Source organism: Rhizobium sp. GCM10022189, assembly GCF_042656325.1.
Taxonomy (GTDB): Bacteria; Pseudomonadota; Alphaproteobacteria; order Rhizobiales; family Rhizobiaceae; genus Rhizobium.
The window spans coordinates 17,619-31,688 of sequence record NZ_JBHSOR010000018.1; the positions used below are offsets into that span (position 1 = coordinate 17,619).

Genomic DNA, 14,070 nt, shown 5'->3' on the forward strand with positions numbered 1-14,070 from the left:
GGCCTTGCCCGCCTTCGCAGCGCAGGTGCCGGTTACTTCTGCCGCAGCGCGGCGCGCATCCCCCTGGATCGCGCCGCCTCTCGCCTATTCGGCCTTCTTTTCCCCTTCGTTTTCCGGCCCGTCCGCGTCCTCCTCGTCGGGCGTGACGGCGGCCGCCGTCTCCGGCGGCTTCGGATCGAAAGTCCAGATCAGCATATAGAAGGAATAGGCGCCGGCGCCGAGCGCCAGCACGCCCCAGAACGGGTCGCCGCCGATGAATTCGAAGATGCCCCAGCCGAAACAGACCACGACGATGGCAACGCGCACCCAGAGGCGCCGGTAGGCCGGATGGTTGGGATCGATCAGCTGCATCTCATGTCCATTGTCGCAATTCGGTCACTTGTCTTTAGGATGGATTTCACAAATGTGAAAGGCCCGCGGACTTGACGCGGCCATTGGAAAATGGAATGAAAATTCCAAACTTATATCAATTCGGTTTATTTGTTCCGAATACAGGGAGGCAGTAATGACAGTGAGATTTGGTCTTCTCGGCGCCGGCCGCATCGGCAAGGTCCATGCGAAAGCCGTCAGCGGCGATGCCAATGCAAAGCTCGTGGCCGTCGCCGACGCCTTCCCCCAGGCTGCCGAAGCAATCGCGTCCGCCTATGGCTGCGAAGTGCGCAGCATCGAGGCGATCGAGCCCGCCAAGGATATCGACGCCGTCGTCATCTGCACGCCGACCGATACCCATGCCGACCTGATCGAGCGCTTCGCGCGTGCCGGCAAGGCGATCTTCTGCGAAAAGCCCATTGATCTCGACGTTGCCCGCGTCAAGGCCTGCATCAAGGTGGTCGAAGAGACCGGCGCCAAGCTGATGGTCGGCTTCAACCGCCGCTTCGACCCGCATTTCATGGCGGTGCGCAAGGTCATCGACGAAGGCCGCATCGGCGATGTCGAGATGGTGACGATCACCTCGCGCGATCCCGGCGCCCCGCCGGTCGATTACATCAAGCGCTCGGGCGGCATCTTCCGCGACATGACGATCCACGATTTCGACATGGCCCGCTTCCTGCTCGGCGAAGAGCCGGTCTCGGTGGTCGCGACCGCCGCCGTGCTCGTCGACAAGGCGATCGGGCAGGCCGGTGATTACGACAGCGTCTCCGTCATCCTGCAGACCGCTTCCGGCAAGCAGGCGATCATCTCCAATTCGCGCCGCGCCACCTACGGCTACGACCAGCGCATCGAGGCGCACGGCTCCAAGGGCGTCGTCTCGGCCGAAAACCAGCGCCCGGTCTCCATCGAAGTCGCCAATGCCGACGGCTACACCCGCCCACCGCTGCACGATTTCTTCATGACCCGCTATACCGAAGCCTATGCCAACGAGATCGCCAGCTTCATTTCGGCAATCGAGAAGGGCTCGAAGATTTCGCCCTCCGGCGCAGACGGCCTTGCGGCGCTGGCGCTGGCCGATGCCGCCGTGCAGTCCGTCAGGGAAGGCAAGCTCGTCAAGATCGGCTGACCGCCCTCTCCCGACGGTCGCCACCATGAGATGGCCGGGTCCCTGCCCGGCCATTTCTCGTTTGATGCGTGTGAGGGCGAACCTTAAAAAGGCCCCTCCCCAACCCCTCCCCAACCCCTCCCCACAAGGGGGAGGGACTAACCCGGCCGGACCGCCTCGCTTCTTCCGAAACATCGAAAGTTTGGAAAGCGGGTGCGGCAATTTAAGCCCCTCCCCCTTGTGGGGAGGGGTTTGGGGCGGGGTCTTCATTTTCCGGGAAACACACGCCCTCAATCCGTCCCCTGAATCCCCGCCACCACGATATCCTCGTCGATCACCGACAGCGCCCGGTTCAGGTGCCCCTCGAACACCAGGTTCTGCTCGTCGGCCACCACCCGCAATTCCGGCATGCCCTCCATGCGCACGATATGCGACTGGCCGAGCCCTTCCTCGATCCCCTGCCGCAGCAGGTCGTAATAGCGGGTTCCCGGCCCGGTAATGGCGATCGGCATGCGCTCCGTCAGGCTCAGCATGCGCGACAGGCCGTTGCCGAGCGCCAGCCCCGCCTGCCGGAAGGCGAAGCCGGAGATGCGGTGGCCCTGCCGCGCCCTTGCGGCGATCTTGTCGAGCTCCGCCACCGGCACGAACTTCGCCGGGATCGTGTCGAGCGGCACTTCGAAGGCGGTGCGCAGGATGGCGTAGAAACCGGCATGAGCTTCGATGCAGCCGCGCGAGCCGCAGCGGCAGAGGCCGCCATTGGCCATGTGCAGCATATGCCCGAAATTGGGCGCGGAGACCTCGTGCCCGCCGTGGCTGCCGCGCCGGACGATGCCGAGCCCGATGCTGTGGCCGAGCGAAAGGGCCGCCAGCGCGCGGAAATCGCCGCCCTTGACGTTTTCCTCATGCGCGCCGAGCGCGGCCGCCACCAGCAGCGTCTCGTTGTCGAGGATGACCTTGGCCGGCCATTCCGGCTTCAGCGCCGATTCGAAATCGATCTGGTCGCTGCCGAAGATCGGCGACCAGACGAGAACCGGCTCGGTGGAATTGACCAGCCCCTTGCTGCTGATGGAGATGAGCAGCACCTTTTCGCGTTCGATGCGCGAGCGCGACAAGATGCGGTTCAAGCCCTCCCGCACCCCGTTCACGAAGCGGGCGGCGCCATCCGGATCGTGCGAGCGCTCCTCGCTGAACCGGTCGATCAGCTTGCCGGCATAATCGACGAGCGAATATTGCACGGCATCGGACGAGATGATGACGACGATGAGATAGCCGCAGTCGCGCCGCTGGCGCAGAAGCACGCGCGGGCGCCCGCGCCCGCTGGCCGCCTGCTGCTCGGATTTCTCGATGATCTGCGCCTTTTCCAGATCGGCGGTGATCGCAGAAACGGTCGCGGAGGACAGCCGCGTGAAATCGGATATCTCGGTATGAGCCAGCGCTCCGTGACGGCGAAGGGTGGCGAGCACAAGCACGCTGTTTCTCTGCCGCACGAGCTCCGTGCTCGACTTGGTCAGCATCTGTCGGCCGCCTCTTCCCCGTTCGTTCCGCCCCTTATTGCCACAGCATCTCCGGGGGCCTTTCGTCAAAGGAAATTAAGCCGGTAGTGCGGTGTTGACAGTTGAAAAAATCTCTGACACTAAATTTCTCGACTGTCGAGAAAAAAATCCGAACCTTTCTGGACAGGCTTTCGCGGTGGCCGGAGGAGGCTGATGCTGGGCCGGCTGCATTTCACTCGGGAGGACATTATGAAGTCTATTTACAAGCTGATGGCAGGCGCTGCCATTCTCGTTTCGCTGCAGTCCGCAGCCATGGCAGCCGACCTCGTCGTCGGCGTTTCCTGGTCGAACTTCCAGGAAGAGCGCTGGAAGACGGACGAAGCCGCCATCAAGAAGGCCCTCGAAGCCAAGGGCGCAAAGTATATTTCCGCTGACGCGCAGTCTTCGGCCGCAAAGCAGCTGACCGACGTCGAATCGCTGATCTCCCAGGGCGCCAACGCCCTCATCATCCTCGCCCAGGATTCCGACGCGATCGGCCCGGCCGTTGAAAAGGCCGCCAGCGAAGGCATCCCGGTCGTCGGCTACGACCGCCTGATCGAAAATCCGGCTGCCTTCTACATCACCTTCGACAACAAGGAAGTCGGCCGCCTGCAGGCCGAGGAAGTCTTCAAGGCCAAGCCGGAAGGCAACTACGTCTTCATCAAGGGCTCCTCTTCCGATCCGAACGCCGACTTCCTCTTCTCGGGCCAGATGGAAGTGCTGAAGGCGGCAATCGACGCCGGCAAGATCAAGAATGTCGGCGAAGCCTATACCGACGGCTGGCTGCCGCAGAACGCCCAGCGCAACATGGAGCAGTTCCTGACCGCCAACAACAACAAGGTTGACGCGGTCGTCGCCTCCAACGACGGCACGGCCGGCGGCGCCGTTGCCGCTCTCGACGCCCAGGGCATGGCCGGCTCCGTTCCGGTTTCCGGCCAGGACGCCGACAAGGCGGCTCTCAACCGCATCGCTCTCGGCACGCAGACGGTCTCCGTCTGGAAGGACAGCCGCGAGCTCGGCAAGCGCGCTGCCGAGATCGCCCTCGAACTCGCCGGCGGCACGACCATGGACAAGATCGAAGGAGTCCAGACCTTCGAAGGCGGCCCGAAGAAGGTCAAGATGGAATCCATCTTCCTCAAGCCGCAGGCCATCACCAAGGACAACCTGAACGTCGTCATCGACGCAGGCTGGATCTCCAAGGCCGAAGCCTGCCAGGGCGTCAAGGCCGGCACCGTCAAGGCTTGCGACTGATCCTCGCCGGCTGACTGGAAAGACCGGCGCCGCAGCGGCCTCCGCTGCGGCGCCGGATGCGGATGAAGCCCGCCTGTGCATGCTTCTCCGTCCTCGCGCGCACCGCGGATGCTTTGATTCCCTGCCAGAATAGTGCCGTCGTGATCGGCTATTTTCGGAAGCGTCCCGGTGGTCACATCAAGAACAGGGCGATCGCCGGCAGCTTTCGCAAGCAGGCCCGCGCCCAAACAAATGGGGGAAACGGCAAACCCATGGCAGACATCACCCAATCGACAACGTCAGGCCCGCGCACGGCAGTGGAAGGCCCCTTCACGCGCTTTCTGCGGGCGACGGAAATAGATACCCGCCTTCTCGGCATGATCGGCGCGCTGCTGGTCATCTGGGTCGGCTTCCATTTTTACACCGGCGGCCTGTTCCTCACCCCCAGAAACCTCTGGAACCTCTCGGTCCAGACGACGGAAATCGCGGTTCTGGCGACCGGCATGGTGCTGGTCATCGTCACCCGCAATATCGACCTGTCGATCGGCTCGATCCTCGGCTTCGTCGCCATGATCATGGGCGTGGTCCAGGCGCAGTTCCTGCCGCAATATCTGGGCTTCGACAATTCCTTCACCTGGGTGATCACGCTCGTCTGCGGCCTTCTCGTCGGCACCGCGATCGGCCTGTTCCAGGGCGTCATCATCGCCTTCATGGGCGTGCCCTCCTTCATCGTCACCCTCGGCGGCTTCCTCGCCTGGCGCGGCCTTGCCTGGTATGTCACGAGCGGCCAGACGGTCGCGCCGCTGGACACCACCTTCCGCATCATGGGCGGCGGCGCCGAAGGCGCCATCGGCGCCACCTGGAGCTGGGTCATCGGCGCGGTCGCCTGCGTGCTGATCGTCGTGTCCATCATCGGCTCGCGCCACCAGCGCCGCCGCTTCAACTTCCCGCGCCGCCCGCTCTGGGCCGAATATTTCCTCGGCGTTCTCGGCTGCGCCATGGTGCTCGGCGCCATCTGGGTCTCCACCATCTATTACTGGCCGCCGGCAATTGCCAAGCGTTACGCCGAAGCCAACAACATTCCCGTGCCGGAAGGCGGCCTGATGATCCCCTACGGCATTGCCGTGCCGGTGCTGATCGCCATCCTCGTCGGCATCGTCATGACCTTCATCGCCACCCGCCTGCGCTTCGGCCGCTATGTCTTCGCCATCGGCGGCAATCCGGAAGCGGCCGAGCTTGCCGGCATCAAGACCCGCTGGGTCACGGTGCGCATCTTCGCGCTGATGGGCTTCCTCGCAGCCGTCGCCGCCGCGATCTCGACGGCCCGCCTCAACGCCGCCGCCAATTCGCAGGGCACGACCTACGAACTCTACACGATCGCGGCAGCCGTCATCGGCGGCACGTCGCTTGCCGGCGGCACCGGCACGATCGCCGGCGCCATGCTCGGCGCGCTCGTCATGCAGTCGCTGCAGTCGGGCATGGGTCTCGCCAATGTCGACACACCCATCCAGAACGTCGTCGTCGGCGCGGTGCTCGTCATTGCCGTCTGGCTCGACACCGTCTATCGCTCCCGTGCGAAGTAAGAGGAGTACGAACCATGGCTGAACAACGCACTCCCCTTGTGGAACTGAAAAACATCTCGATCTCCTTCGGCGGCATCCACGCGGTCGACAATGCCTCGGTCGATCTCTATCCCGGCGAAGTCGTGGCCCTTCTCGGCCATAACGGCGCCGGCAAGTCGACGCTGATCAAGATCCTCTCCGGCGCCTACAAGCGCGACTCGGGCGAAATCCTGATCAACGGCGAACCGGCCGACATCCGCAATCCGCGCGACGCCAAGAAATTCGGCATCGAGACGATCTACCAGACGCTCGCCGTCGCCGATAATGTCGATGCCGCCGCCAACCTCTATCTCGGCCGCGAGCTGAAGACCCGCTGGGGCACGCTCGACGACGTGGCGATGGAAGCCTCCGCGCGCGAGGTGATGGGCCGCCTGAACCCCAACTTCAAGCGCTTCAAGGAGCCGGTCAAAGCATTGTCCGGCGGCCAGCGCCAGTCTGTGGCCATTGCCCGCGCCATCCTGTTCAACGCCCGCATCCTCATCATGGACGAGCCGACGGCAGCGCTCGGCCCGCAGGAAACGGCGCAGGTGGGCGAGCTCATCAAGCAGCTGAAGAAGGAAGGCATCGGCATCTTCTTGATCAGCCACGACATCCACGACGTCTTCGACCTCGCCGACCGCGTCTCGGTGATGAAGAACGGCCAGGTCGTCGGCCACGCCCGCACCGAGGACGTGACCAAGGACGAGGTGCTCGGCATGATCATCCTCGGCAAGGTGCCGCCGAAAGCCATTCCCGGCCCCGGCGCCATGCAGCTCTGATATCCGGCAGCTGTCCGGCAGGAAGCTCCGCCGCCCGCAAGGGCCGGCGGAGTTTTCATGTCCGCCTCAGCCCGCGCCCGCCGCATCACCGGCAAGGGCGGCAAGCCGCGCCAGCCGCGCAGGCTCCTCCTTCACGAAGGCCGCATTGCCGGACAGGATGCCATGCGCCCGCGCCGCAAAGTGCCGCGCCTGCGCCATCGCGCCCTTGAGCGCATGGCATTCCGCCAGTTCCTCACAGACGTAGGGCGCGCCGTCATTGGCCGCATCCGCAAGCCGCACGACCTCCTCCGCGAGCGCAATCGCCTCGTCCAGCCGCCCCAGCGCCCGGAGCGTGCGCACGACGGCATAACGCGCCACCTTCAGCGTCTGCGCATTGCCGGAAGCCTCGCGGATCGCCTCGTCGCGCCGGAAGGCGCCGAGCGCATCGTCGAACCGCCCCGCCTCGAAATAGGTCCAGCCGAGATTGTGGTGCAGCATGCCCCGCCAATGCGGGCTCGCCCCATGCGCGTCGATATAGTCGAGCGCCACGGCCACCCAGCGCTCGGCCGCCTCGACATCGGAAGCGATCGCCAGCATATGCGCCGCATCGACCGCCAGATTGTGATCCCCCGCCCGCTGCGCCAGCTCCCATGCCTCGCCGAAAAACGGCAGCGCCCGTGAAGCCTCCCCGGCACTGTTGAAAAGCCGCCCCCGCTCGATCGCAATCCAGGCCCGCGCCCCCTCCTCCGCCCCGGCCTCGGCAACCGCCCCGTCCAAAATCTCATGCCCCAGGGCAAAATTCCCCGAAAGCCCCGCAAACCGCGCCCGCCGCGCCAGATCGAAAACCGCCTCGCCCACGAATCCCCCGATAAAACTAAACCAAACGAGGAAGCTTTACCCCCGGCCCATCCCCATGAAAACACCGCAGCACGCCGCAAGGCCGAATTTCGCCAACTTGGCGATTGAAGCAGAGCCAAAGCTAGGCTAAGAACCACGACATCGGACGACGAGTCACATCGTCAGGCATGCACCCGTAGCTCAGCTGGATAGAGTGTTGGATTCCGATTCCAAAGGTCACAGGTTCGAATCCTGTCGGGTGCGCCACCGATTTCCTAATGCATTGTGCGCGGAAGCCGAGCGCGGCGAACACAGCCATTATCACCCGACTTTCTAGCCCCCTATAACTCGCCGCTTTCCCGTCGCCTACTTCGCGGACGAGGCCAATCGAATCCTCTCGTTCAAGAAAAGCCTCAACGCGCTGCTAATCGCCGCTGGGCTGGAAAAGGACAATCGCGGCGTTCGTCGCACGTCCTATTCGTTCCGAACACTTCTACATTTCGCAGATGCTCGCAAACAACGTCTCTGTCCACCACGTTGCCCCCAGTACCCGCACGTCGCTTGCGATGATCGACAAGCACTATGCGCAGATGAATACAGAGCAGATCAAGGACTTCCTCCGGCCCGGATAGGAGGAGTATGCCAATGAGCCTGTTCTGCTCGATGATGATGCCTACGCTGAAATCAAGCTTCTCGAAAAGCGCATCGAAGAGTTGAAGCGTGGCAGCAAGGACGGGTCCACGGAGCGACAAATCGTAAAGCGGTGCGCCGGTAATCGATCTTGCTGTATAGATCGGCGGCCTTTCTTGTCAGATGTGTAAGACCGTCGGCCTTAGGTAGTGCTGAAATCGTTGTATGGCGAGCCGCAAACGACGCTAGCATAGGCCTCGAGCAAGCATTGCCGTGTGGGACCGGCCTCCTCCACAAAGCGAAAGTCTATGCGCTTAATGCGTTCGAGCGACTGCTGGAAGGCCGCCGCGAATTCGGCGTTCAAGAGCAAGCAACATTTCACCGGCCTTGTATTCTGCTTTGATGTAGCCTGTCATCTGACGCGCTAGCTTGAAAGCGAATGACGCGCTGTTGTGACCACTGGAAAGCCGGGTATGTTGACCGTAGCGAGCGCGAATATTGCGCGTTCGTCCCACATAAAGGTTTGTCCCTCCCTCGCTGAACATGTATACGCCCGATCCCTTAATTTCAGGAGGGAGAATCCCGGTCGTTACGGACGGCTGGCTCACAAGGGCTTCGAACTTTGGGTGAAGAGCTTCGGTGTAGTGTCGGGATTTTTCGTGCATATGCTCTCAATTTCAATATCGCTGCCGCAAACTACACCGCGAACCATGCGTGACACGGGTTCATATGAAATTGGTTCCGTGCAGCCTCGCAGCGATTTCATCAGTGGTTTGCGTTGATGGCGAAAGCAGCTTTGGCGACAACTCACCGAGATTGAGATACCTCGTTCCCATCATCCCACCCGGGGAGGTTTTCGTTATCAGTGTTGGGACAAACTTTTCGACAAAATACACCCTCAAATCATCCTGCCCCAACGCATAGTAGCTGGTCTCCTTCACAACTTCCCTCACGCGATCAATCTGCTCTTGCGAAGCGGTTCCAAACTCGTTTTCAACCACGGCAACCTGGCCGTTGTTGAACGAAAAAACAGCGATCGTTTGCAGCCTGCCAATTGCATGAACTTGCTTGCTTTTGTAGACACCAAGGAACCCCGCGCTGCTACGACAAGAGCGTGAGGGAGGCTCATAGTACAGGCCAAATTTCAGGTTTTCCGTCAGGGACGTGCCACACCGGAAAACCACCATGCGGTTGTCTCGGTTATCAAGAAGCCCGTCATGCGCGAGAAAATCTTGGTAGTCGTCCAATATGCGATGCAGGCTTTCATCGTGACGTTCGCACGTTTGCCGCAGATCGTTGATTATTCTGGAATAGGTAAGCCCACGATAGATTATTTTCTTGTCCGCTGCCTTTGCGATCAACTTTGCATTGAGCGCCTCGGGGGAAGGTTCTCGCGTAAGACCTATCAAAAGTCGAGTTGCGGCACCACCGATATCATTGGTGATGCTGTTCATGTGACGCTCGATTTGGTCTTCCCAAAGGCCGCCACCATGCTTGCTTTCGAAGTAAATCTGAAGCGGCGCCTGCTTTATAAAGCCATCAGGCACGCTGTCTGACATTCTAATCTGCTGCTCAAACGTCAATCCTATTTCTACCGGCGCTTCGTCCAACCAGGTGTTCAGGACTTGCTGAAGCTTTCTAGGGCTCTCTTCATAAAAATACCGCAGTAGCAGTAACGTGTTGTTGGTGGCATGGTTCTCCCGTTGGGAGAAACGCTGAAAATAGGACACTCTCGACATTGAGCCATCTCATTTGCGGCCACTTTTCGGGCCTAGCAATTCCATTATTCGTTCGAAGATTGTTCTCGATGACCTTGAACGAATCTTGTTGCAGTAGTTTCTCGTAACCGCTCTGTGTAGATCAAGGCCCAGACCAATCAAAAATTGCGCTTGCACTTTTGGTGGCTGGCTGTATGCGGGACTTACCTTCAACGGTTTCGGGAAGGATCACAGCATGTCTCACCTCAAGGCTCTCAAGCTCACCTCCACAGTTCCAGTTCGCGCAACCGTCGATCCGTGCAGCGTGCGCGGGAAAAGATGATTGCTGGTCGAAACGGCCAAGCGCGTGCGCCAAGGCTGGCCCCGGCAATGGCGTGGCCGATCCTGCCGAAGCCGATAATTGCGTAGCGCATCGATTTTCTCCTTCAGTCCGCCAGCCCTGCCGCGCCGCCAGGTGCGGCAGGGCGCAGCGCCTCAGAGCTGGGCAAGGCCGCCGTCGACGGCGACTTCGCTGGCGGTCATGAAGCTGCTGTCCGGCGAGGCGAGAAAGGCGGCCGCCGCGCCGATCTCGGCCGGATCGGCCATGCGCTGGAGCGGCGTCATCGCGGCGAAGACCTTCTGGCCCTCCTCGCCCAGCGCCTCCTTGGCGAGTTCGGTCGCCGTCGCTCCGGGCGACAGCACGTTGACGCGGATGCCGGTGCCCTTCAGGTCCTCCGCCCAGCTTCGCGCGAGGTTGCGCACCGCCGCCTTGCTCGCGCTATAGGCGCTGAACGCCGGCGCGCCCGTGGTGCCGGCGCTCGATCCCGTCAGGATGACGGAACCGCCAGCACCCATCAGCGGCAACGCCTTCTGGACGGTGAAGATCGTACCCTTCACATTGGTGTCGAAGGTCTCGTCGATATGCTCGGCGGTGATCTGGCCGAGCGGCAGCGGGCTTCCCGCCCCGGCATTGGCAAAGACGATGTCGAGCGTTCCGCGCTCGGCCTTCACCGCCGCATAGAGCCGGTCGAGGTCATCAGGATCGGAGACCGAACCCTTCACCGCGCGGGCTTTCGGCCCGAGTTCGGCGACAGCGGCATCGAGCGCTTCCTGCCGCCGGCCGAAAATATAGACGAAGGCGCCCTCCTCGATGAAACGCTTCGCCGCCGCGCGGCCGATGCCGGTCGCGCCGCCAGTAATCACGGCTGTCTTTCCATTCAGTCTGGTCATGCTGTGCTTCCTCTGTTGGGGTTGCACTGACCTAAGAGGGTGATTACCTAGCCACAAGTATGCACCATTTGGTAAGTATGGAAAAAAATGAGCGAATCCTCGGACAACTGCGAAACCTCTCCCAACTGCGGCCTCGGCTATTCCCACGGCCTCGCCGTCACGCTTCGCATCATCGCCGGCAAGTGGAAGCCGCTGATCCTCTATTTCCTTCTCGACGGTCCGAAGCGGTACGGCGAGCTGAAGCGCGCGATCGAGGGCGTCAGCGACAAGGTGCTGATCCAGCAGCTGAAGGAGCTGGAGGCCGACTGCGTGCTGATGCGCACCGACTATCACGAAGTGCCGCCGCGCGTGGACTACACGCTGACCCCGCTCGGCCGCAGCCTGGCCGCCGCGATCGTGCCGCTCTGCACCTGGGGAACCCAGAACATGGCGCAAGTGCAGCTCATCTTTGCCGGGCGCGACGCCCAGCTTGCGCAGGATGCCGGATGAGCGCGGGGTTATTGCCAATCTTTGCCAATTTATGCCATACTTTCCACATGAGGTGATCGATATGGCAACCATGAACGTCTCCCTGCCCGACCCGATGAAGGAATGGGTGGAAGCCCAGACGAAGACCGGGCGTTACAGCAACGCAAGCGATTATGTCCGCGATCTGATCCGGCGCGATCAGGAGCGCGCGGACAAGCTGGCGGACCTGCAGCGGCTTGTCGCGGAAGGTCTGGCGAGCGGCGTCAGCGACCGCTCGAAGGAAGATATTCTCCAGGCCGCGCGTGAACGCCTGGCCGCCGGCCGGGCATCCTGATCGCCCGCGTCCAGCACGCCGGCAGGCCTGGCAAAGTCTTTTCGGCTAGGACCGGCGCGATCTTGCAAGTCCGCTCCCAGCCGCTCGCCGCGCGGCGAAGGCATGTGATTTCAGCGAAGCTTCTGTTCGGCACGGCTGACAGCGTGAACGCCTTCCTCGATGCCCCCGGCCACTGGCCGAACAATCCGGGCGCCGGCGATCCCTCTCCACCCCCGCCCGGCAAGCACCACACCCATTCCGCGCCCCACCCTCCCCGTGGCACGCCTCTTGCGTGGTTAACAATACGCCATCCCCTCGGGAGTATTGTGTCATGGAATGGGACACTCCAATCGAATTCGATCCCGTGATCCTGATGTTTCACAATCCGGACAGGGTCCTGTCCGTGCGCACGGCGATCGGGGCGGCCAATGTGCTGATGACGGAATTCCCCTGCGATGACGGGGAGGAGTTTCTGGCGGCGATCAAGATCTGCCTGGATGTCGTGCAGGGCAAGGCCGACCCGGAAGACCTGAGAGCGGCGATCATTCGCGCCGCCGCCGAGGCCGGCATTACCGCCATCGCCGTGCTTCATTGATCTGCCCGGCCGGTCCCCGGACCACCGGGGGCGGGAACCGCCCCCTTGCCGGGCCTTGGTCTCCGCGCCCGCTGCGGCCCAACGCCCGGATTTCGTAAGCGCCGGCCTTCGCCCGCCCGTTTCGTAAGCGCGTTTGCCGAACGAATTCAGCATCTTGACGCTCGCGCTTACGAACTTACGAAATTGCGCCCCGTCTCCCCACTCCCATAGGAATAACAGATCTCCACCTGTGTTTCGCCATATCTTCGTAAGTGCGTAAGCGCTTCGACAAACCGTTGAAACCGTTAGGCAAATGCGCTTACGAAGTTTGCGTGTGCAATCGTAAGCGCCGTAAGCAGGCAGGCGGCCCGGCGGCGGTGCGGCTGAAAAATCTAATAGTCGCGCCCGCGCCTTTGCCAGCCGGACTCGAATGCGATGCGGCCGTCCTCCCAGCGCGCCCAGGGCTTGCCGCTGATATCGCCGCGAATATAGGCGCGCACGGAATCGCGGCCGCGATTGGAAACCACCGCCTGCGGTTCGAAGCCGAGCCCGACAAGCGCCCTGTGCAGGTTGGCGCGCCATCCTGCCGGCAGGCGGCTGGCATCGGCGCTGCCGCCGGTCAGCAGCCGGCGGATGTCGGCGCAGGGCACCATCATGTTGCCGGCAGGGATGAGGTCGCGGATGATCTCGTAGGTGGGGCCGAAATCCGTCACACCCTTGTGCAGCGCTTCAAGATCGGCCTGCAGGGCCTCGTCCTCCAGCCACAGCGGCTCGTGCTTGTAGATGGTCATGACCTCGGCCCAGATCTGGTCGCGGTCGGCGCGGATGGCCTCGATGTCGATCGAGGTCGGCTTGACCGGCCACCAGCGGCGGTTGCCGGTCGTATCGGTCAGGAATTCGTCGGCATTGGTCGTGGCGTAGAACACGAACTGGCGCGGCACGGCCTCGACCCGCTGCTGGTAGGCGCCGCGTGCCGTATCCTCGCGGACCGTGATGAATTTCTTGATCGCCTCCACCTCCCGGTTCGTCCGGCCGGCAAGTTCCGCAAGCTCGACGATCCAGCGCCCGCGCGTGTTCTCGATCACCTCGCGCGCCCCGTCGCCCACCGTCACGCCGTCCGTCACCCATTCCTCGATCGGCACCAGCGCCCGGCCGAACGACGATTTTCCAAGCCCCTGCCGGCCCTGCAGGGTCAGCACATGGTCGAACTGGCAGCCCGGCTGGAAGACGCGCCGGGCGAGCGCCGAGAGCCACTTGCGCGCAAAGGCGCGGTTCAGCGCCGTGTCCTCGGCGCCGAGATAATAGGTCAGGAACGTATCGACGCGCCGCAGCCCGTCCCATGCCGGCAGCGACGACAGCCAGCCCCGCACCGGATGATAGGGATGCCGGCCGGCGACCTTGTCGATGACGGAATTGATGCTGGAAACCTTCGGCGTCAGGCCGAAGCCTTCCAGCCATTCCACCGCTTCGGCAAGGTCGTTGTTGCCGACGGGCCGCGGGCTCCAGGCGCCCTGCCGCAGATCCCACGGCGGCCGGCGCAGCAGCATCGTCTGGCCGCTGAATTCGTCGAGCGCGAGCATTCCCTGCGCGTCGGGATGCTGTTCCAGCATCACCGTCCAGTTGAGCGTGAGGGCAGGAAGCGGATTGCCCTTGTCGTTCGTCATGAGCATGGCGAGCCAGTCGTTTTGCGGGGCTTGGGCGGTCACAGGCGGCATGGGATTTT

15 protein-coding genes and 1 tRNA gene are annotated in these 14,070 nt (G+C 62.6%); 8 read left to right on the forward strand and 8 right to left on the reverse strand.

Annotated features, from left to right (window positions below):
* Positions 1 to 84: 84 nt before the first annotated feature.
* Positions 85 to 351, reverse strand: coding sequence for a hypothetical protein (locus ACFPWW_RS11140; protein ID WP_377311673.1), 267 nt, complete (start codon positions 349 to 351; stop codon positions 85 to 87).
* A gap of 154 nt (positions 352 to 505) precedes the next feature.
* On the opposite strand from ACFPWW_RS11140, the gene iolG reads away from it, so the two are divergent.
* Positions 506 to 1,498, forward strand: a complete 993-nt coding sequence (gene iolG, locus ACFPWW_RS11145) for an inositol 2-dehydrogenase (RefSeq protein WP_377311674.1) — start codon at positions 506 to 508, stop codon at positions 1,496 to 1,498.
* Between the two features lie 269 nt (positions 1,499 to 1,767).
* On the opposite strand, the gene ACFPWW_RS11150 is transcribed toward iolG, so the two are convergent.
* Positions 1,768 to 2,991, reverse strand: coding sequence for an ROK family transcriptional regulator (locus ACFPWW_RS11150; protein WP_112706021.1), 1,224 nt, complete (start codon positions 2,989 to 2,991; stop codon positions 1,768 to 1,770).
* Between the two features lie 228 nt (positions 2,992 to 3,219).
* Here ACFPWW_RS11150 and xylF point away from each other — a divergent pair, with 228 nt between their 5' ends.
* From xylF to ACFPWW_RS11165, 3 genes are all read left to right on the forward strand, one after another.
* Positions 3,220 to 4,260, forward strand: coding sequence for a D-xylose ABC transporter substrate-binding protein (gene xylF / locus ACFPWW_RS11155; RefSeq protein WP_112572773.1), 1,041 nt, complete (start codon positions 3,220 to 3,222; stop codon positions 4,258 to 4,260).
* Between the two features lie 251 nt (positions 4,261 to 4,511).
* Complete coding sequence (locus ACFPWW_RS11160; RefSeq protein WP_112572775.1) at positions 4,512 to 5,822, forward strand: sugar ABC transporter permease; 1,311 nt, start codon at positions 4,512 to 4,514, stop codon at positions 5,820 to 5,822.
* Between the two features lie 14 nt (positions 5,823 to 5,836).
* Positions 5,837 to 6,619 (forward strand): ATP-binding cassette domain-containing protein, encoded by a 783-nt coding sequence (locus tag ACFPWW_RS11165; protein WP_112572712.1) that lies wholly within the window; start codon positions 5,837 to 5,839, stop codon positions 6,617 to 6,619.
* Positions 6,620 to 6,685: 66 nt separating this feature from the next.
* Here ACFPWW_RS11165 and ACFPWW_RS11170 read toward each other — a convergent pair whose 3' ends face one another.
* Entirely contained in the window at positions 6,686 to 7,456 is a 771-nt protein-coding gene (locus tag ACFPWW_RS11170) for a tetratricopeptide repeat protein (RefSeq protein ID WP_377311676.1), read from the reverse strand.
* Positions 7,457 to 7,625: 169 nt separating this feature from the next.
* On the opposite strand from ACFPWW_RS11170, the gene ACFPWW_RS11175 reads away from it, so the two are divergent.
* A tRNA-Arg gene (locus tag ACFPWW_RS11175) sits at positions 7,626 to 7,702 on the forward strand.
* A 677-nt stretch (positions 7,703 to 8,379) separates the two neighbouring features.
* Here ACFPWW_RS11175 and ACFPWW_RS11180 read toward each other — a convergent pair.
* The 4 genes from ACFPWW_RS11180 to ACFPWW_RS11195 form a co-directional block, all read right to left on the reverse strand.
* Complete coding sequence (locus ACFPWW_RS11180; RefSeq protein WP_377311678.1) at positions 8,380 to 8,730, reverse strand: GIY-YIG nuclease family protein; 351 nt, start codon at positions 8,728 to 8,730, stop codon at positions 8,380 to 8,382.
* 60 nt (positions 8,731 to 8,790) lie between these two features.
* Positions 8,791 to 9,804: a hypothetical protein gene (locus tag ACFPWW_RS11185; RefSeq protein ID WP_377311679.1), complete on the reverse strand. Its 1,014-nt coding sequence runs from the start codon at positions 9,802 to 9,804 to the stop codon at positions 8,791 to 8,793.
* A gap of 239 nt (positions 9,805 to 10,043) precedes the next feature.
* Positions 10,044 to 10,196, reverse strand: coding sequence for a hypothetical protein (locus ACFPWW_RS11190; protein ID WP_377311680.1), 153 nt, complete (start codon positions 10,194 to 10,196; stop codon positions 10,044 to 10,046).
* A 61-nt stretch (positions 10,197 to 10,257) separates the two neighbouring features.
* On the reverse strand, positions 10,258 to 10,992 hold the full coding sequence (locus ACFPWW_RS11195; protein WP_377311681.1) for an SDR family NAD(P)-dependent oxidoreductase: 735 nt from the start codon (positions 10,990 to 10,992) through the stop codon (positions 10,258 to 10,260).
* Positions 10,993 to 11,079: 87 nt separating this feature from the next.
* Between ACFPWW_RS11195 and ACFPWW_RS11200 the strand changes: the two genes are divergently transcribed.
* From ACFPWW_RS11200 to ACFPWW_RS11210, 3 genes are all read left to right on the forward strand, one after another.
* Positions 11,080 to 11,481, forward strand: a complete 402-nt coding sequence (locus tag ACFPWW_RS11200) for a winged helix-turn-helix transcriptional regulator (protein ID WP_377311682.1) — start codon at positions 11,080 to 11,082, stop codon at positions 11,479 to 11,481.
* Between the two features lie 61 nt (positions 11,482 to 11,542).
* A complete protein-coding gene (locus tag ACFPWW_RS11205) occupies positions 11,543 to 11,794 on the forward strand; it encodes a type II toxin-antitoxin system ParD family antitoxin (protein WP_112757164.1) in 252 nt (83 codons plus the stop codon).
* Between the two features lie 310 nt (positions 11,795 to 12,104).
* Positions 12,105 to 12,368, forward strand: a complete 264-nt coding sequence (locus tag ACFPWW_RS11210) for a DUF982 domain-containing protein (RefSeq protein ID WP_112572725.1) — start codon at positions 12,105 to 12,107, stop codon at positions 12,366 to 12,368.
* 371 nt (positions 12,369 to 12,739) lie between these two features.
* Here ACFPWW_RS11210 and ACFPWW_RS11215 read toward each other — a convergent pair whose 3' ends face one another.
* Positions 12,740 to 14,062 (reverse strand): VapE domain-containing protein, encoded by a 1,323-nt coding sequence (locus tag ACFPWW_RS11215; RefSeq protein ID WP_377311683.1) that lies wholly within the window; start codon positions 14,060 to 14,062, stop codon positions 12,740 to 12,742.
* Positions 14,063 to 14,070 lie beyond the last annotated feature (8 nt).